15 protein-coding genes are annotated in these 19,790 nt (G+C 44.7%); 4 read left to right on the forward strand and 11 right to left on the reverse strand.

Annotation, left to right across the window (positions count from 1 at the left end):
- Positions 1–19: 19 nt before the first annotated feature.
- The 4 genes from ACHUFI_RS18280 to fabB all read right to left on the reverse strand — a co-directional run bounded on the left by ACHUFI_RS18280 (position 20) and on the right by fabB (position 9,929).
- The gene (locus ACHUFI_RS18280) at positions 20–6,091 is read right to left on the reverse strand and encodes a FimV/HubP family polar landmark protein (protein WP_394251731.1); all 6,072 of its coding nucleotides are present in this window, start codon (positions 6,089–6,091) and stop codon (positions 20–22) included.
- Between the two features lie 210 nt (positions 6,092–6,301).
- Positions 6,302–7,315 carry an aspartate-semialdehyde dehydrogenase gene (locus tag ACHUFI_RS18285; protein ID WP_137357661.1) on the reverse strand — a complete coding sequence of 338 codons (1,014 nt, stop codon included), beginning with the start codon at positions 7,313–7,315 and terminating at the stop codon, positions 6,302–6,304.
- A 12-nt stretch (positions 7,316–7,327) separates the two neighbouring features.
- Complete coding sequence (locus ACHUFI_RS18290) at positions 7,328–8,461, reverse strand: 4-phosphoerythronate dehydrogenase (protein WP_394251734.1); 1,134 nt, start codon at positions 8,459–8,461, stop codon at positions 7,328–7,330.
- A 256-nt stretch (positions 8,462–8,717) separates the two neighbouring features.
- Complete coding sequence (gene fabB / locus ACHUFI_RS18295; protein ID WP_394251736.1) at positions 8,718–9,929, reverse strand: beta-ketoacyl-ACP synthase I; 1,212 nt, start codon at positions 9,927–9,929, stop codon at positions 8,718–8,720.
- Between the two features lie 128 nt (positions 9,930–10,057).
- On the opposite strand from fabB, the gene mnmC reads away from it, so the two are divergent.
- Positions 10,058–12,118: a bifunctional tRNA (5-methylaminomethyl-2-thiouridine)(34)-methyltransferase MnmC2/FAD-dependent 5-carboxymethylaminomethyl-2-thiouridine(34) oxidoreductase MnmC1 gene (gene mnmC / locus ACHUFI_RS18300; protein WP_394251738.1), complete on the forward strand. Its 2,061-nt coding sequence runs from the start codon at positions 10,058–10,060 to the stop codon at positions 12,116–12,118.
- Positions 12,119–12,188: 70 nt separating this feature from the next.
- Here mnmC and ACHUFI_RS18305 read toward each other — a convergent pair whose 3' ends face one another.
- The 3 genes from ACHUFI_RS18305 to ACHUFI_RS18315 form a co-directional block, all read right to left on the reverse strand.
- Positions 12,189–12,710: an NADPH-dependent FMN reductase gene (locus tag ACHUFI_RS18305; RefSeq protein ID WP_394251740.1), complete on the reverse strand. Its 522-nt coding sequence runs from the start codon at positions 12,708–12,710 to the stop codon at positions 12,189–12,191.
- A 128-nt stretch (positions 12,711–12,838) separates the two neighbouring features.
- The gene (locus ACHUFI_RS18310; protein WP_394251742.1) at positions 12,839–13,102 is read right to left on the reverse strand and encodes a YfcL family protein; all 264 of its coding nucleotides are present in this window, start codon (positions 13,100–13,102) and stop codon (positions 12,839–12,841) included.
- Between the two features lie 9 nt (positions 13,103–13,111).
- The gene (locus tag ACHUFI_RS18315; RefSeq protein WP_394251744.1) at positions 13,112–13,642 is read right to left on the reverse strand and encodes an elongation factor P hydroxylase; all 531 of its coding nucleotides are present in this window, start codon (positions 13,640–13,642) and stop codon (positions 13,112–13,114) included.
- A gap of 227 nt (positions 13,643–13,869) precedes the next feature.
- On the opposite strand from ACHUFI_RS18315, the gene ACHUFI_RS18320 reads away from it, so the two are divergent.
- Positions 13,870–14,493 (forward strand): trimeric intracellular cation channel family protein, encoded by a 624-nt coding sequence (locus ACHUFI_RS18320; protein WP_394251746.1) that lies wholly within the window; start codon positions 13,870–13,872, stop codon positions 14,491–14,493.
- A 58-nt stretch (positions 14,494–14,551) separates the two neighbouring features.
- On the opposite strand, the gene ACHUFI_RS18325 is transcribed toward ACHUFI_RS18320, so the two are convergent.
- Complete coding sequence (locus ACHUFI_RS18325) at positions 14,552–15,286, reverse strand: SDR family NAD(P)-dependent oxidoreductase (protein WP_394251748.1); 735 nt, start codon at positions 15,284–15,286, stop codon at positions 14,552–14,554.
- A gap of 89 nt (positions 15,287–15,375) precedes the next feature.
- Here ACHUFI_RS18325 and ACHUFI_RS18330 point away from each other — a divergent pair, with 89 nt between their 5' ends.
- Entirely contained in the window at positions 15,376–16,320 is a 945-nt protein-coding gene (locus tag ACHUFI_RS18330) for a LysR family transcriptional regulator (protein WP_394251750.1), read from the forward strand.
- Positions 16,321–16,344: 24 nt separating this feature from the next.
- On the opposite strand, the gene aroC is transcribed toward ACHUFI_RS18330, so the two are convergent.
- On the reverse strand, positions 16,345–17,430 hold the full coding sequence (aroC, locus tag ACHUFI_RS18335) for a chorismate synthase (protein ID WP_394251752.1): 1,086 nt from the start codon (positions 17,428–17,430) through the stop codon (positions 16,345–16,347).
- Positions 17,431–17,631: 201 nt separating this feature from the next.
- The gene (prmB, locus tag ACHUFI_RS18340) at positions 17,632–18,564 is read right to left on the reverse strand and encodes a 50S ribosomal protein L3 N(5)-glutamine methyltransferase (protein ID WP_394251754.1); all 933 of its coding nucleotides are present in this window, start codon (positions 18,562–18,564) and stop codon (positions 17,632–17,634) included.
- 62 nt (positions 18,565–18,626) lie between these two features.
- On the opposite strand from prmB, the gene smrB reads away from it, so the two are divergent.
- A complete protein-coding gene (gene smrB / locus ACHUFI_RS18345) occupies positions 18,627–19,157 on the forward strand; it encodes an endonuclease SmrB (protein ID WP_394251756.1) in 531 nt (176 codons plus the stop codon).
- Between the two features lie 131 nt (positions 19,158–19,288).
- Here smrB and sixA read toward each other — a convergent pair whose 3' ends face one another.
- Positions 19,289–19,753 (reverse strand): phosphohistidine phosphatase SixA, encoded by a 465-nt coding sequence (gene sixA, locus ACHUFI_RS18350; RefSeq protein ID WP_394251758.1) that lies wholly within the window; start codon positions 19,751–19,753, stop codon positions 19,289–19,291.
- Positions 19,754–19,790: the final 37 nt, after the last annotated feature.

Raw genomic sequence — 19,790 nt, forward strand, 5'->3', positions numbered from 1 at the left:
AAATGCTACCCTTTTATATTTATCGACCATTCAAAGTATCAATGAGGTTTTTGGCTTCTCGCCTAATTTCATCACTGCCATCAACAATTGCTTCCTCTAGCAATTTGATCGCACCTTTAGGATCGCTCATTTCGATGTAAATCTTGGCCAAATCAAGTTTTCCGGCCGCTTCTGCATTGCTATCAACATCAACTTCACCAATGTCGCCAATCACATCCGGAAATTCATTTAATCCAACATCTAGCTGCAGAGCCTCATCATCCAGATTTAATTCCTCGCCTTCTCCTTCCACCTGAGCCATTAATTCATCAATAGTCATGAATTGATTCTCTTTCGGAGTTGGTTCGGTTAAGTTTTCTTGATGACTCCAGTTTTCATCCTGGAGCTTTGGCTCGGTTTGTTGTTTAGCTGATTCCCAGACTTCTTGCTCTTCAGCAGGCACATCGTGACCAACACTTGACTGCTGTTCAGGTGATAAACTAAAGCCATTCCAATCTTCACCACCCACCTCAAGCATGGCTTCTATATCAAGCCCAGCACTATCGATTGAAGTATTATCAAGAGGCTGTTCAAACATAGAATCTATATTCTCTTGAACATCTTCAGATAAAAGCTCCGCTAGCGCTGCTTCATCAAAGTTACCGAACTCTTCTGATTCAGGATCATCAAGTATATCTTCTGAACTAGCGAATAAGTCATGTAGTGCATCCTGATCGGATTGTTCCGTTTCAGGCTGCTCTACAGAGCTTTCTGGTTCAGAAAACGCGTCAGATAGCGCTTCTTCTTCACCATACTCAGGCAACTCATCTTCTGTCAGTTCTACATTAGGTTCTTCTGCAATAGGCTCTTCAGAGTCCCCAATAAATTCTGATGAAGACGAGTCAGCTAACGCATCCTCCTCGCTATACTCCGGCAACTCAATTTCATCGAAATCTATAGACGCTGATTCTTCAGGTAAATCTTGCTCCAATGAATCTAAATCAACATCTTCGGCTACTTCAGCCAATGCGTCTTCTTCGTTGAACTCGGGAAGTTCTAAATCATCTATCGCAAAGTCATCTTCTGCCTGAGGAGCTTCTTCAACTGCAGCTTCCGTTACTTCTAGAACCTCAATTTCTGGCACTTCAACTTCAGGAGCTAACTCTTCAACGTCTAGTGTTTCGCTCTCAAGCTCTTGTGAAACTGGAGGCTCTTCCACTGCTTCTGGTTGAGCGTCAAACTCAGCCAAAGCGTCTTCTTCGTTAAATTCAGGAAGTTCTAAATCATCAATCGAGAATTCTTCTTCAGCCTGAGGGGCTTCTTCAACTGCTGCTTCCGCTACTTCTGGCGCGTCAATTTCTGGTACTTCAACTTCAGGAGCTAACTCTTCAGCGTCTAGTGCTTCGTTATCAAGTTCTTGTGAAACAGGAGGCTCTTCCATCGCTTCTGGTTGAGCGTCAAACTCAGCCAATGCGTCTTCTTCGTTGAATTCTGGAAGTTCTAAATCATCTATCGCAAAGCCACCTTCTGCCTGAGGGGCTTCTTCTGCTGCCGCTTCCGCTACTTCTGGAACCTCAATTTCTGGTACTTCAACGTCAGGAGCTAACTCTTCAGCGTCTAGTGCTTCGCTCTCAAGCTCTTGTGAAACTGGAGGTTCTTCCACCGCTTCAGGTTGAACGTCAAAGTCCGCCAAAGCGTCTTTTTCGTTAAACTCAGGAAGCTCTAAATCATCAATCGCGAAGTCGTCTTCAGCCTGAGGGACTTCTTCAACTGCAGCTTCCGCTACTTCAGGCACTTCAACTTCAGGTGCTAAATCTTCAGCGTCTACTGTTTCGCTCTCAAGCTGTTGTGAAACTGGAGGCTCTTCCACCGCTTCAGGTTGAACGTCAAACTCCGCCAAAGCGTCTTCTTCGTTGAACTCTGGAAGTTCTAAGTCGTCAATCGCGAAGTCGTCTTCAGCCTGAAGGGCTTCTTCAACTGCTGCTTCCGCTACTTCTGGCGCGTCAATTTCTGGTACTTCAACTTCAGGAGCTAACTCTTCAGCGTCTAGTGCTTCGTTATCAAGTTCTTGTGAAACAGGAGGCTCTTCCATCGCTTCTGGTTGAGCGTCAAACTCAGCCAATGCGTCTTCTTCGTTGAATTCTGGAAGTTCTAAATCATCTATCGCAAAGCCACCTTCTGCCTGAGGGGCTTCTTCAGCTTCTAGCGTTTCGTTCTCAAGCTCTTGTGAAACCAGAGGCTCTTCTACCGCTTCAGGTTGAGCGTCAAACTCAGCTAATGCGTCTTCTTCGTTGAATTCTGGAAGTTCTAAATCATCAATCGCAAAGTCATCTTTTGCCTGAGGGGCTTCTTCAACTTCAGGAGCTAAATCTTCAGCTTCTAGTGGTTCACTCTCAAGCTCTTGTGAGACTGGAAGCTCTTCCACCGCTTCAGGTTGAGCGTCAAACTCAGCCAAAGCGTCTTCTTCGTTAAATTCAGGAAGTTCTAAATAGTCAATCGCGAAGTCGTCTTCAGCCTGAGGGGCTTCTTCAACTAATGCTTCCGCTACTTCTGGCGCTTCAATTTCTGGAACTTCAACTTCAGGAGCTAACTCTTCAGCTTCTAGTGTTTCGCTCTCCAGTTCTTGTGAAACAGGAGGCTCTTCTACCGCTTCAGGTTGAGCGTCAAACTCAGCTAATGCGTCTTCTTCGTTAAACTCAGGAAGCTCTAAATCGTCAATCGCGAAGTCGTCTTCTGCCTGAGGGGCTTCTTCAACTGCAGCTTCCGCTACTTCTGGAGTATCAACCTCTGGCACTTCAACTTCAGGTGCTAACTCGTCAGCGTCTAGTGTTTCACTCTCAAGTTCTTGTGAAACTGGAGGCTCTTCCACCGCTTCTGGTTGAGCGTCAAACTCAGCTAAAGCGTCTTCTTCGTTAAACTCTGGGAGCTCTAAATCGTCAATTGCGAAGTCGTCTTCAGTATGAGGGGCTTCTTCAACTGCAGCTTCCGCTACTTCAGGTTCTTCAATTTCAGACGCTATATTGTCCGAACCCACTTCTTGCTCTGCAGAAGGTTCATCATCTATCAGCCAATCATCATCTTGAGGAACCCCAAACTCATTGGCAACAGGCTCAGGTTTATCTTCTTGTAATTCAGGCTGCTGTGCTTCTTCGACCTCTTCCTGCTCTACAGTTACCTCTTCTGGCTCTGCTGTAACATCTACAACAGGCTCTAATTCTTCTTCATCAAGCTCAATATTCTCTGAGCCCTCTATTTCAGGAGTGAAGTCAAAATCTGCAGAGAAGTCTGGAGTTGATTCAACGTCATCAATTGCTTCGGACAGCCAGTCCTCCACAGATTCATCTTCGGGCTCTTCAACGCTTTGTTCCGTAAGATCACCAACCTGTGCATCTTCGAATACAGGCGTTTCTTCGGTTTCCTCAGAAGGCGCGAATTCTGGCTGTGAAGCCTCATTAGTAATGTCTGAAGAACTTTGGTCACTCGTATCCTGAACATCCTGAACATCCTGAACATCCTGAACATCCTGAACATCCTGAACATCCTGAACATCCTGAACATCCTGAACAGCAGTATCGATGCCTTCCGGTTCTCCAAGAACGTCATCTAAGAGCGCATCAGTTTCAGGGGCAACCTCAAACAAATCATCGATAAAGTCTTCGCTGTTAAACTCTACCTCTTCTTCAACCGGCTGCTGTTCAGCTAATTCAGAATCTTCGGGATCTCGAGAATCCCTTTCTAAATCGAAGGCTTGCTCTTGAGGCTCGCTCTCTTGCAACAGCTCTTCAATCGCCTCTTCTTCAAGTGCCAGTGAGGGTTCTACGCTTTCATTAGAGTCAATTGCCGACTCTAGCTGCTCATCAAACGAACCAACGTCTTCAATGCCTTCAGTTAAGAGTTCATCAAATGGGTCCAAACTTTCTGAAACGTCAGTGTCACCTGACAGTTCTTCACCCAATAGTTCATCTAATGTTTCATCACTGTCCAAAGAGATGTCGAGCTTATCGTTGTCACTAGTCTCATCAAGTAACAATTCATCCAACAGATCGGTACTGCTTTCAGCTAATGTAAGGTCTTCACTTTCATCACCATTAAGTAGCTCATCAAGTGTTGCCGTGCTGTCTTCTTCAATCTCAATATCGTCTTCAGAAGTTAAGCCTGCTATCTCTTCTAGCTCTGCCAATGGATCGAATTCTTCATGTTCCTCTTCTGAAACTGATGAAGCTTCATCGACCACGTCCTCCAGAAGATCCGTCGACTCGGCTAAGTCAATGGACTCATCTTCTAGCAATTCGTCAAGTAAGTCCGTACTTTCAGGCGTTACTGGGGGTTCTGCTTCATCGACATAATCGACCTCTTCTTCGTCCGACGCTTCATCGAACTGAGAAAGAATGCTGTCAATATCGTCATCAGACGCCATTCCTGAATCGAAGGTTTCACTACTCAAGTCAAAATCAGTATCAAGCTCATCCTCTTCGGCACCCGTTACTAAATTTTCAGCGACTTCAGCAAAGATATCGTCAATGTCATCCGTTGAAGCTTCTTCTGACTTCGGCTCTTGTTCCTCTGAAATCAGTGAATCAATATCAAATTCATCATCATCGTCATCACCTTCAGAAAGCAAGTCATCCAAGAAAGATTGGTCTAATGCATCGGCACCAAGGTCTTCGGATGGCGCATCTTCGGAAAGTAGAGCTTCAATATCGTCAGCCGACATCGCACTGTCATCAGATAGATCAAAGTCGCCGTCTCCGGAGTCAGATGAATCTGCAGCAGTTTCATCAAGCGCGCGCTCCATTTCCTCAAGCCCGAGTGCTTTATCGTCACCGTTAACGCTAATGCCATTTGCGCTATCTAAGTCTTCGAAGCCCGCATCGAGATCACCATCGTCCCCTATACCTGCAAATGGGTCTTCGCCGTCATCACCATCAAGGTTGAAGTCAAGATCCGCATCATCTAGCCCTGCAAAAACATCATCTTCTGCATTTTCAGAGTCATCACTAAACAGCGCTTCTGCGTCTGTATCATCGCCGAATAGCTCATCATCGAGCGATAGATCATCATCAATACCATCCATATCACCATCGAGTGTGATAGGCGGCATATCATCTGCGGTTTCCGGCTTGGTTTGTGGTTGAGTTTGCTCAACTTCGTCTTCGTTGTTCGACTTACGACCCAATAGAAGTACGACGATCAAGCCAATTAGTAGCCCTGGAATGATTGCCAACGCAGCAACAACCCACCCATTTGAGAGCAGGCTATCCATCTGGCTTGGAGCCATTCGCTGAATTTCAGCTTTTTTCTCTCGCTCTTCAGCTAGAAGTTTTTCGACCTCGATCCGAATTCTATCTTGATCACCAAGCTCATCTTTTAGCACGTCCACTTCTGACTGGACATTTGAAAGCATCAAACGTAACTGATGGTTTTTCTCTTCAAGTGCTAACAATTCTGTTTCAGAAACTTCTAATTGGGCCTCTAACGCATTCATTTCGCCTTGCTTAGGCATCATCGGCTTAGGAGTGGGTTGAACAGCAGAGCTTGTTTTACTTTCAGCCGTTGACACCACTGGCGGCTTGGTCGTTGCTGGCTTAGGTTGAACAGGTTGAGGCTGAGCCGCAGAAGGACGCGTAACAGAAGGAGTATTAAGCTTAGCCAAGTGAGAATTCATAACTGCTACTGCCTGTTCAGTAGAAGTGCTTCTTACCTGCGCCAATGAAGGCACTCGCAAATTACTTGAAGGTAGTAAGCTATGAATATTTTGGTTTTCGAACGCTTGAGGATTTAAACGATAGATAGCAAACAAGGTTTGCTGAACTGACACATTGTTCGACGGTCTTAACTTGGTAGCAATCGACCATAATGTTTCATCACCTCTAGTTGGCCCATAAAAGCGAGACGGCTCAGTTTGCTGTACAACCGTTTGGGGCGTTGTTTGAGGTTCGGTGGTGGCTACTTCTTGTTGGGGTGCTCTTTGAACAGGTTCAGAAAATGTAGGAGACGTCTGAATCTGACCATTCGGTCCAACAACGCGAATGGTATCTGCACGAACAATGGAAATCTGAGTCGCGGCTACTAACGCTAATGGCATTAACAAACGCTTGAAAATTTGACGCATAAAAGGCTCAGTTAAGTGCTTGGTACGAATAAAAGTGACGATCTATTAAATATATCGGATAAATGACGCAAAACTATAGGAATGAAGACAAAAAATGTGTCACAGCAACCATTATTACAGGCAATGAGCCCTTATATCGCTGTGATTTTGAAAGGATGATTAAAAAAGCCTCACATATATGTGAGGCTTTATTTTTATAAACTTCGCGAATTAAAAGTAGTCGCGAATCAATACTTCGGCAATTTGAACCGCATTCGTTGCAGCACCTTTACGCACATTGTCTGCGACAACCCACATATTGATACCGCTATGGTGACTAATATCGTTGCGAATACGACCGACCATTACGTGGTCTTTTCCACCAGCATCGCCCACTTGCGTTGGGAAATCCTGACCGTGGAAGACTTCAATACCATCCGTATTTTCGAGTAATTGAGCCACTTGCTCTGCACCAATTGGAGAGCGAGTTTCAACATGTAATGATTCAGCATGACCGTAAAAGACAGGTACACGAACACACGTTGGGTTCACTGTAATAGATGAATCATTAAAGATTTTCTGAGTTTCCCAAACCATCTTCATTTCTTCACGCGTGTAGCCATTTTCTGCAAATTCATCAATTTGAGGGATACAGTTGAATGCGATTTGCTTTGAAAATGCTGATGGTTCAGCTGGAGTACCATTAAGCAATTTTGCCGTTTGACCCGCTAACTCATCAATACCAGATTTTCCTGCACCTGATACAGACTGGTAAGTGGATACATTAATACGCTCTAGGCCAACTTCATCATGAATAGGCTTAAGTGCGACAAGCATTTGGATTGTTGAGCAATTTGGGTTTGCAATGATATTGCGGTTACGGAACTCAGCAATCGCTTCTGGGTTTACTTCCGGTACGACCAAAGGAATATCGTACTCGTAGCGGAATTTAGAAGTGTTATCGATTACCACTACACCTTCATCAGCTGCAATTGGTGCCCAACGCTCTGAAAGGTCGCCACCAGCAGAGAAAAGAGCAATATGTACTTGAGACCAATCGAAGTCTTCAACATTCTGCACTTTTACCGTCTTACCATTGAAGCGGTACGTTTTACCTTCACTACGTTCACTTGCTAGTAAGTGCAGTTCACCGACAGGGAATTTACGCTCTTCAAGTACTTCGATAATGGTTTCACCAACCGCACCAGTCGCACCCAAAATAGCAATATTAAATTCTTGGCTCATTGTTTCTCTCTTTTATAAAGTTGGCTTTACCATAAAACCGAGTTTAGCTAATGGCGCTAAATTACAGCTTTCATCGCCTGATAACTCGATAGCGCTGTACTCACGACGATCCCAGTATTCTTTGCGCATCTTGTCAAATGAACCCGGAGTCGCGATATTACGGCGGAACAACGCATCGTCTTTGCGCACATCATAGATCAACTGAGTCAAATTGTGCAGTGTTGCTTCGTCCCAAGCTCTATCTAATTTCACTTGAGGCACAGGCGCGATAGGCAATAATTCACTTGCTTGCGCACGCTTATCGTCACCTAAAAATTCACAATAGCTGTTAAAAATCATGGTGGTGCCACGAGCTTTACCTTCAAGACCGTAACCCGCAACGTGCGGTGTAGCGAAGGCAAGTAATGGCAGCAGTTCCATATCCACTTCTGGCTCAAATTCAAAAACATCAAGTGCAGCGATAAAACCGTCATCTTTCAATAAACGCTGCTTCAAGGCTTCATTATCAACGATAGGTCCACGGGCGGCGTTAATCAGAATTTGCTCAGAACGTAAGCTTTCTAAAACATCCGCATTAATCAAATGATGAGTTGGGTGCTCGCCATCTTTGGTGATTGGGGTGTGAAGCGTGATGATATCGGCTTCTTTCAAAAGTACCGGTAACTCGGTGAACTCGCGAGTGTCCCCTTCAGCTTGCTTTAATGGATCATTCAGCAATACTTTGATGCCGATGCCTTCTAAACACTTCGCTAAGTAGCTGCCAACTTGGCCTGCGCCAACAATACCGATGGTCTTATCAAATACCGAGAAGCCGTGTTGTTGAGCTAAAATCATCATCGCGCTGAACGCATATTCAGCGACGCCGACCTTGTTACAACCTGGAGCGGCAGTAAAAAAAATCCCGCGTTCTTTAAGCAGCGCCTGATCCACATGGTCAATACCCGCTGTGGCTGTACCAACAAACTTAAGTTTATTCGCTTTACTAATCAGCTGTTCATTCACTTTAGTGACTGAACGAATCATCAATGCATCAACATCAACAAGGTCATCAGCGGTCAGAGTGCGCCCTGACTTCAGTTCTACTTCACCTAACTGGCTAAACAATTGCTCAGCGTAAGGCATGTTTTCATCAATAAGAATTTTCATAATGCTTTCAATAGAGGGGCTAGTTTTAGCGTTGAAATGATTGTGCAGAAAATGACTAGGCGTGTCGAGTGCTAATCCATTGCACTTAGAAAGCTTTAGATAGAAAAATGCCCGGTTGAATACACAACCGGGCAAATATCCAGAACAAAAGGATCCTGTCTCGCTCTCCAGGAGACAGAGTCTGCGTCTGTTCGATCAGCCGTTAATAAAAACGAGCGCCGATCAAGCTCTGGAAACCTTCAATTTAAATCGAGGTTTAGTCTTGGTACTTCTTGATAACCAAAGTTGCGTTCGTACCACCGAAACCAAAGCTGTTAGACATAACCGTGGTTAACTCTTGCTCACGTGCTTCAGTCACGATATCAAGACCAGCAGCAGCTTCGTCAAGGTTAGCAACGTTAATGCTTGGTGCAATGAAACCATTGTCTAGCATTAGCGTTGAATAAATAGCTTCATGAACGCCAGCTGCACCTAGTGCGTGACCTGTCATTGCTTTCGTTGCAGAAATTGCAGGGCTGTTGCCACCGAATACTTCTTGAATCGCGCCAAGCTCTTTTACATCACCTACTGGAGTAGAAGTACCGTGAGTGTTCACGTAGTCCACGCCTTCAACGTTTTGCATCGCCATCTTCATACAACGAACTGCGCCTTCACCTGATGGAGCTACCATGTCGTAACCATCTGAAGTCGCACCGTAACCTACGATTTCACCGTAAATTTTCGCGCCACGTGCTTTAGCGTGCTCAAGTTCTTCGATAACTAGCATGCCGCCGCCTCCAGAGATTACGAAACCGTCACGGTCAGCATCATAAGTACGAGATGCTTGATCTGGAGTGTCGTTGTACTTAGTAGATAGAGCGCCCATTGCGTCGAACATCATAGTCAGTGACCAATCTAGTTCTTCACCACCGCCAGCGAATACAACGTCTTGTTTACCTAGTTGGATAAGCTCCATCGCGTGGCCAATACAGTGTGCAGAAGTTGCACATGCAGAACTCATTGAGTAGTTTACGCCGCGGATTTTAAAAGGAGTTGCCAAGCAAGCAGAAACCGTAGACGCCATAGTACGTGGAACCATGTAAGGACCAACACGCTTAACGCCTTTTTCACGTAGAATATCAACCGCATTCACTTGGTTAAGTGAAGATGCCCCACCAGAACCAGCCACAATACCAGTACGGTCATTTGAAACTTGTTCTTCAGTCAGGCCAGAGTCCGCAATCGCTTGTTCCATTGATAGGTAAGCAAACGCCGCCGCATCGCCCATAAAACGCATTTTTTTGCGATCAATGTGCTCAGCAGGGTTCATTTTTAGGTTACCCCAAACTTGAGAGCGAAGGCCATTTTCCTTGAACTGCTCTGAAGCTGTGATGCCTGATTTACCTGCTTTTAAAGACGATAAAACTTCTTCGACGTTGTTACCGATACTTGAAACAATACCCATACCGGTGATTACGACTCGTTTCATGTGACATTCCTATAATTCAAAATTCAGCTAGATGATAACTAAGAAGCATAACAAAAGTGGTCAGCTTTCCCAGAAATTCGTACAATCCCCCCTAACATATCGCCCCAAATCACAAAATGATAGATTTTATGACTTCAATTACCAACGCAGAGCTTGGCTGGAATGATGCTGGCACCCCAGTTTCCGACCAATTCGACGACGTTTACTTCTCTAACGTGAACGGTTTGGAAGAGACACGCTACGTGTTTTTAAAGCAAAACCACCTTCCGGAGCGTTGGTTAGATCACGAACAACGACGCTTTGTTATTGCGGAAACAGGCTTTGGCACTGGGCTCAATTTCCTTGCGGTATGGCAGTGGTTTGATGCTTTTAGAAAAGAAAACCCTGACTCTGAAGTCAAAGAGCTGCACTTCATTAGTTTCGAAAAGTACCCTTTAAACAAAGAAGACCTAATCAAAGCGCATCAAGCTTGGCCAGAACTTTCACAGTATGCCGAACAACTGCAACAGCATTACCCAATCGCCCTCCCTGAATGTCACCGTATCGTATTAGGCGATGGCGCGGTCACACTTGATTTATGGTTTGGTGATATCAAAGATTGCATGCCTAACGTTCCCACCCCAGAAACGGGGCTGGTTGATGCTTGGTTTCTTGACGGATTTGCTCCGAGCAAAAACCCAGAGATGTGGAACCAAAATTTATTCAATGGTATGGCAAAACTCGCGAAGCAAGATTGTAGCTGCGCGACATTTACGGCCGCTGGTTTTGTTCGCCGAGGGTTAATCGAAGCTGGCTTTGAAATGAAAAAAGTGAAAGGCTTCGGAACGAAACGAGAAATGATCGCGGGTCGATTAGGGGATAAAGCCCCTTATACCAATATCAAGCCTTGGTATGCTCTATCTAAGCCAATCGAATCGGATGACATCGCTATTATCGGAGGTGGTATTGCCAGTGCTGCACTAGCGAAAACCCTAAGCCGCCGAGGAAAAACAATTACGCTATACAGCGAACATAAACAAGCAGCTGGTAACGCATCGGGCAATAATCAAGGTGCGATTTACCCACTTCTGAGCGAAGCTACATCCAACGTGTCTCGAGTGTTTGGCCCAGGGTTACTGTTCGCACGACAGTTCATTAACCAGGCGGCAGAAAAAATCGCATTCGACCATGAGTGGTGCGGCGTCAATATCCTAATGTGGAACGACAGCTCGCGTAAAAAACTAAAACGGATGTTATCCGGAAGTTTCAACCCAGAGCTCATTTGTCGACAAAATGAAGAACAGACTAACCAGACTGTTGGGTTAGACACCGATATGGAAAGTGTCCACTTCCCACTTGGCGGTTGGGTTAGCCCACTACAACTGACCCAAGGCTTACTTGATACACTTGAAGCTGAGGCAAGCGTTAGTGTTCATTATCAGCACCACGTGGATTCCATTCAATGGAACGACGTAAAACAGCATTGGGAACTATCCATCTCAACTCCTGAAGGCATTCAAACCCGCACACACTCGCAAGTTGTCATTGCGAATGGCCATAAGTTCAGTGAATTAGAGCCGACTAAACGTATTCCGTTAACACCGGTCAAAGGGCAAGTCAGCCACATACCGACCACCGAAAACCTTAGTAAGCTTAAGACGGTTTTATGCTTTGATGGTTACTTAACGCCTCACAACCCAAACAATGGCCACCACTGTATTGGCGCTAACTACGACAAAAGCAATATAAACCAAGAGTTTGATGCTCAAGTTCAAAAGCACAATGGTGAAAGGCTTGCTGCGTGTTTACCTCAACAAGCGTGGGCTAATGATGTCGATACGAGTGACAATCTATCAAGACAAGGAATTCGCAGTGTTAGCCGTGACCATCTTCCATTTGTCGGTAACGTAGGTCACTTCGAATCGATTATTGAAGAATACTCAAATTTACACAATGCGAAAGAATCAGATGTAAAACCGATCTCAAGCTACCCAAATTTATACAGCTTTATTGGCCTTGGCTCTCGTGGCCTAAGTTCTGCCCCTTTACTTGCAGAAGTTCTGGCATCACAAATCTGTGGCGATCCACTACCGCTTCCCGCTGATGTTTTAGAGGCGCTTCACCCGAGTCGAATGTGGGTAAGGCGTCTTCGCAAAGGTAAAGCCTTAACAGCAGGTTGGGTAGCAGATAAACAATCGCAAAAGGACTAGCTTCCAAATAACAAAAAGCCCGATGAGAACATTCTCTTCGGGCTTTTTTCATTCGGACTAGAGATGGCTATTAGATAGAAGCTACCGCTTCTTTTAACTGTGTAACAATCTCTTCGTTCGTGATACTGCCTGTTTCAAAGCTGAAGTTATCGTAGAAACTAGGGACTGAAACTGAAGCCTTAACGTTACCGCCAAAGTAAGGAGCAGAACCTACTGCCGCACCTAGCACCGTTTGAGCGCCGCCAGGCCCCGGAGAAGTGGCCAGGTAAATAGCAGGCTTCTCACCGAATACTGAACGCTCAATGCGGGTCGCCCAATCGAACAAATTTTTGTAAGCCGCAGGGTAGTGACCATTATGTTCAGCAAAAGAGATAACAAATGCATCGGCTTCAGATAAATCACGCAAAAATGCCTGCGCACCTTCTGCTTGGCCGATTTCTTTCTCAGTATCTTCACTAAACATTGGCACATTGTAATCGGCAATGTTTAAGACCTTCACGTTAGCACCTTCAATCAAGTTTGCTGTATAAGTTGCTAGTGCTTTGTTGATTGATGTTGAGCTTGTGCTTGCTCCAAATGCGATAACTTTCATGGTGTATCCCTCGTCGTCGTTTTCTTTAAGTGTGTTTAGAATAACTTAGCCACACTTCTGAACAACGAGAAAAATCTTACTAACTTATTCAAAAAATTTGAACGAATGCGATCGCACTTCGTTTTTCGTTAAGCTAGGTTTTGTAGCTCAACCCACAAGTCATTCACGATAGTGCGGTCAGCAGGTGTCAGCTCAGAGCGAGCTTCTTCCAAACTTTGTTCAATTCGGGATTTCACTTCAGCTAAATCTTCAATGCCTTCTTCTTCACATGAAGCAACGGAAAGAGAAATATGTCCACGTAGATAGCCACCAGCAAACAACTCATCGTCAGAAGCGGTTTCAATACGTGCATCGATAAGTTCTAGTAGTTTTTCTTCGAATTCTATAATCATGTTCTTCTCTTATTTCACGATAAATTGGCTAGCACACAATGGCTCAACTTGATAATAACCACGAAGCGCGTCTGACAGCATTTTTACACGCTCAGGGATCCCCTGCTCTAAAATCGTCATGACTTCACTATGTACTTTATTCATAAACGCTAAGCGGTCGGGTTCAAAATCGCCGTGTAGATTGTCACAGCTAACCGTAAAAGGAAAGCCTGCACTTTTCGCTATGATCCATTCGTAAGCTTGAGGGCGAATCTCTACCTTCTCGAACTCAGCTTGAACGGCTTCAGTGCGTCCATCTGGCTCATACCAATAGCCAAAATCTTCTAATAATCTGCGCTTCGGACCAGCGACACACCAATGGGCTATTTCATGCAGTGCAGAGGCATAAAAACCCCGAGCAAAAATGATTCGATGATGAGGAGTGTCTGCATCCGCAGGCAAGTAAATAGGTTCATCGCCACCTAATTCCAGCTTTGTATTAAATGATGCAAAAAAGGTGTCGTTAAAGATTTTGATGATGTCTTGGTATTGATGAGTCATAGCACTTAAACAAGGGTGACGGATAACGCAGGCATTCTGCTTTTTTTTATTCTTAAGGTAAAGCCCTACTTATTGACCAAGTATTACTTTTGCTAATCTGAAACTTGCTTTCATTGTACTAATTTTCATTCGTCAGACACTGGTTTTCCCACTACACTCTCGCTTCATTTTTATATCCTACAAATATTACCTTTAGGTTTTATAGATCTTTCTTTCGAGATAACGCAATGCTGTTAAGTGTTTTGTATATCATTGGCATCACGGCTGAAGCCATGACTGGCGCATTAAGTGCTGGTAAACAAAAAATGGATTGGTTTGGAGTTATGCTCGTTGCAAGTGCAACGGCTATTGGTGGAGGCACTGTCCGAGATATTTTGCTTGGGCACTATCCGCTTGGTTGGGTTGAGAACCCCGAGTTTCTTGCCATCACTTGTGTAGCTGGCGTTATCACAACCGGATTAGCAAAATGGGTGATTAAGCTAAAAGGACTTTTCATCCGTTTAGATGCATTGGGTCTTATCGTTTTCAGCATCATAGGTACAAAAGTCGCATTGAACATGGGGCTACACCCGGGGATCTGTATGGTGTCTGCGTTAGTCACAGGTGTATTCGGCGGCCTGTTAAGAGACCTGATTTGCCGCCAAACACCGCTGGTATTACACGAAGAACTGTATGCATCAATTGCACTCATCGCTTCGGGTTTATACCTCGCATTATTAGAGTTTGGCATCAACGACGTCACCAGCACCATTGTGACACTGGTGGTTGGCTACACACTAAGAATGGCCGCTGTCCGCTTTAAATGGCGTTTACCTTCGTTCCACTTGGAAAATGAGGGGTCGATTCACTAACCCTTAGCTACATTTCTATTCAGGTGCAAACTGCTTGCACCTGAGTACTTTCTATCACTTACAAACCTAGCCCGGCGTCAATATCGAGCACCGCATTGCGCATGCCAAGCGACCCTTTTGAAAGAAGAAATTCTATTGAAGGGACAATGTCAGACACTTCTAGTATCCGGCCAAGTGGCGTTGAAGTCATCGCTTCTTGAAGTTCACCGAAGCCTTCTGCTGACATACCCGCCTTTTTCTGAATTTCGGTTGCCGTTACCCCAGGTCTCACGCTATTTATTCGGATACCTCTATCGGCTAAATCTAGATTCAACGTCGCCACCAGCCCTTCGAGTGCCGCTTTACTTGCGGTATAGATAGATGAGTCGGCGAACGCTTTATTAACCACAAGGCTAGATACCATCACAACACTACTCGAAAGCTTTAACACAGGCAGCAGCGATTGCAGTGTGAAAAACGGGGCTTTGAAGTTAATATTCATCGTATGCTCAAACTCGTCTAACGTGGTTGAATCAAACGGGTTAGGAAAATACACACCGGCATTCAACACCACACCATCTAGTTGAATGCCTTTTTCCTGTAACCGCTTTCCTAGCGCGAGCGTATCTTCATGTCTTTCGCTGTCGCATAAAATTGCAGTGACATCGCCACTTAATCCCGCGGCCACTTTTTCTAATTTCTCAGCATTCCTTCCCGTAATCACCACGTGGTGTCCCTGTTGGACTAGCTGCTTCGCCGTTGCAAGCCCGATTCCCGCCGTACCACCTGTAATCAAATATGTGTTGAGTCCCATAACTCCATCTCCTTGGTTGAATTTCACACAAGAATAATGGAAAGTGAAATATTCAATAAGACACCAATTAGGTAACAGTTTAGTGCCAAATGGATACCAATAACTTAGATACTCATAAAGTACTGCCCTATTTAGTCGTATTTCGACTCGTCGCTCAATTGGGCAGTTTTCAAGCCGCTGCCAATCAACTGCAATTACCTCGGCCATCTGTCAGTAAGAAAATCGCGCAACTAGAAAGCATCATGGGTCAAAGGTTGATTCAAAGGACAACTCGTAAGTTGGCACTCACTGAAAGCGGCAACTGCCTTTTAAAGATCACCGACGCTTTACCCAGTTTAATGAGCAACGTTGACGAATTTATCTCTCAGCAGCAGGTTGAACCAAGTGGCATTGTCAGGATTAGCTGTTCCACTCTTATTGGCCAGCGATATTTACTCCCGCACATCAAAAGTCTCATCACTCGTTTCCCTGATATCCAGTTGGACTTAAGCTTTGACGACAACAATGTCGACTTACTGGATGATAAGATTGATATCGCTATTCGTATTGGTCATCTACCTGATTCTCCAATGGTCGCAAGAATCATCGGCTACAAGTCATGGTGTTTGGTGGCAAGCCCTGAGTATCTGCGTTCAGCTTCTTCGCTAAGCCACCCCTTTGATCTCATTCAGCATCAATGTTTAGTGTTTAAAAACAAAACATATGTACATGATTGCTGGCAATTCAAATCTGAAAACAACACGATTGAATCTATTCAAGTTCAAGGCGTGTTAACCAGCGATGACGCAAGAGCGCTAGTCGAATTGCTAAAAGATGGGTTAGGTATTGCTATGATTGACCCAAACTTTGTTGAGCAAGAGATCAAGCATGGCGAATTAGTCGAAGTACTTCCCGAATATCGGATTGAAGATACTGCACCAATCCAATTGGTGTGCTTAGGGAGAAGCGCTAGGACAAAAGCTAGCAAGGTCATTTGGCAGGAGTTAGCAGAATTACTTCCACCACATTTCATGCAAAAAAATAGCGCCACTTAGGCGCTATTTTCATATAAAGATAACTTAAATCTTTGGAGTTTCAGTCGTCACACCAAAATTTTGGCCTCGGTGACGTAGCAGGTGATCAAGCAATACAATTGCAAGCATCGCTTCAGCAATTGGCACAGCACGAATACCTACACATGGGTCGTGACGACCTTTAGTGATAAGTTGAGTCGGTTCACCATCTTTAGTAATAGTGTCACCCGGGACAGTAATACTCGAAGTTGGCTTAAGCGCAATGCTTGCTACGATATCTTGACCTGTTGAAATACCACCAAGAATGCCACCAGCGTGGTTACTTGTGAAACCCTCAGGAGTTAGAGGATCACGGTGTTCGCTGCCTTTTTGGTTCACGACATCAAAGCCATCACCAATTTCAACACCTTTCACCGCGTTAATGCTCATCAGAGCGTGTGCAATGTCAGCATCTAAACGGTCAAAAATTGGCTCACCAAGTCCAACTGGAACTTTAGTTGCTACAACCTGAATTTTAGCGCCAATCGAGTTACCTTCTTTCAGAAGATCACGGATCATCTGGTCAAATTCAGGTACTTTGTCTGCGTCTGGACAGAAAAATGCATTATTTTCTATTTCGTTCCAATCCACTTTATCTATTGAAACATCACCCATTTGCGACAAGTAAGCTTGGATTTCTACACCAAACTCTTGCTTTAGGTATTTCTTAGCAATGGCACCCGCAGCAACACGCATTGCGGTTTCACGAGCTGAAGAACGGCCACCACCACGGTAATCACGTACACCGTATTTCTGGTGATAAGTGTAATCAGCATGGCCTGGACGGAATTTGTCTTTAATCTCAGAGTAATCTTTTGAGCGTTGGTCAGTGTTTTCAATTAATAGACCAATTGAAGTGCCAGTCGTTTGCCCTTCAAAGACACCAGACAAGATCTTCACTTCATCAGCTTCACGACGTGCGGTCGTATAACGAGAAGTACCCGGACGGCGACGGTCCAAATCTCTCTGTAAGTCAGCTTCTGTAATTTCTAGTCCTGGTGGGCACCCGTCAACGATACATCCTAGTGCGATACCGTGACTTTCTCCGAATGTCGTCACACGGAAGTGTTGTCCGATACTGTTTCCTGCCATTGCTTCCTCAACCTATTACAGCCCTGTAAATTGGGCTTTACACTTTAATTTTTCATTATTTCATAGTGTCTTTATTACGGTTTGATGTAAACCCCTAATCCGAAGCTATTTTGCGGTTTGCTGCTCACACCAAAATTGACGCATAAAAAAACGCCAGCATATAGCTGACGTTTAATATTCATTGATACGTAAGAGCAATGATTAATCTTTGTAGATAGAGAACTCTTCGGCACAAGCAAGCATTTGCTCGCGAGTGATCATGAATACACCATGTCCACCATTAGAGAACTCAACCCAAGTGAATGGGAGCTCTGGGTATTGTTCCATCATATGAACCATAGAGTTACCCACTTCACAGATAAGAATACCGTCATCCGTTAAGTAGTCTGGTGCGTTCGCTAGGATGCGACGTACGAGCTTAAGGCCATCAGTACCCGCTGCTAGGCCAAGTTCTGGCTCATGAGTAAACTCATCTGGCAGGCTGTTCATATCTTCTTCGTCCACGTATGGCGGGTTAGATACGATCAGGTTGTATTTCTCTTTTGGCAGATCACGGAAAAGATCTGAACGGATTGGGAACACTTGTTGCTCCATACCGTGATCTTGAACATTCTGCTCTGCTACTTGTAATGCATCGGTAGAGATGTCAATTGCATCAACTTCTGCTTCAGGGAATGCGTGTGCACAAGCGATAGCAATACAACCACTGCCAGTACAAAGATCCATGATGCGAGTCGGCTCTTCAGTCAACCAAGGTTGGAACTGAGCTTCAATTAGCTCACCGATAGGAGAACGAGGTACAAGTACACGCTCATCAACAAAGAACTCAAGTCCACAGAACCAAGCTTTGTTTGTCAGGTATGCCGTTGGAGTGCGCTCATTGATACGCTTAATTACACGCTCAACGATACGTAGACGCTCACTGCTTGTTAGGCGAGAATTTAAAACGTGTGAAGGAACATCAATTGGTAGATAAAGAGTAGGCAAAATAAGTTGTACCGCCTCATCCCACGCATTATCCGTTCCGTGACCATAAAATAGGCCAGCAGCGTTAAAGCGACTAACAGTCCAACGAATCACATCTTGAAGCGTGTGTAGTTCTGATACCGCTTCTTCTACAAAAATCTTATCCAAAATTGTCTCCGAAAAGCGCTACAATACTGCTAATTACGTTTCAAATTAGAATTCATAAACTGATGAGCAAAAAAGACACCGATTTCGATGACGATTTCGCCCTGTTCAACGAAGCAGTAAAGGGCGTTAAAAAGTTGCAACAGGATACCATAATCCAGCAACCAAAAAGAAATACCAAACAAAAAGAAATTACTCGCACTGCACGACAAGCCAGTGATAGTGAGTTTTACTTCTCTGACGAGTTCATTCCTCACCTGAATGAAGATGGCCCGACACGTTATGCTCGTGATGATGTTTCTAAATACGAAGTAAAACGGCTAAGACGTGGAGTCTATGTGCCGGATGTGTATCTTGATATGCATGGCATGACTCAGCAAGAAGCGAAGCGTGAGCTCGGCGCAATGATCGCTCACTGCGTAAAAGAAAGTGTCTCATGTGCATGCGTTCAACACGGTATTGGTAAGCACATTTTAAAACAGAAAGTGCCTTTGTGGTTAGCTCAGCACCCAGATGTTCTCGCCTTCCATCAAGCGCCATTAGAATTTGGCGGAAATGGCGCGTTGCTTGTATTGTTATCGATTCCTGAAAAGTAACGCATATCGCGCGCTTTTCTGTTTACTCCCAGTCTTATGCAAACAAGGCGTTCAATACGTTGAACGCCTTGCGTCATGAAAGCAATCATCATTAGGCTTCAATCAAAACCACAGCAAAAGCGGTGAGATCTCTAGGCGTTAATGTTCCAGAGTAATTCACCAGACTGACGCTCGAGATCATACTCAATACACACCAACCCAGACGTCGGAAACATTGGTGGCATCATGTCTTTAACAAATTCAGCCGTTAAATAACCAACAAGCGGCAAGTGCGACACAAATAGCACGCTATCAAGCTTCTCTACTTCAGCTAATGCCAAAGTAAAATCAAATACCTGACCCGATTCACCATAAGGCGTAATGTCGTCGCACGTTTCTACCTTGTCAGCACCAAACACAGAGGAAATTTCTTGCCACGTTTGTTGCGCTCTTAAGTACGGGCTCACCAACACTTTATCAAATTGGTTAAACCCTTGCTCACTTGCCGATTGAGCTACCGCTACCGACGCTTTTCTTCCGCGTTCTGTAAGCGCTCTTTCTGCATCTGATGCGGCGAAGTGTTCAGCTTCACCATGACGCATAATGAATATTTTCATACTTATTCCTATCGACGACACCATTCAATACTTTGAA

The sequence above is a fragment of the Vibrio profundi genome (genome assembly GCF_043642225.1).
GTDB classification, from domain to species: domain Bacteria; phylum Pseudomonadota; class Gammaproteobacteria; order Enterobacterales; family Vibrionaceae; genus Vibrio; species Vibrio profundi_A.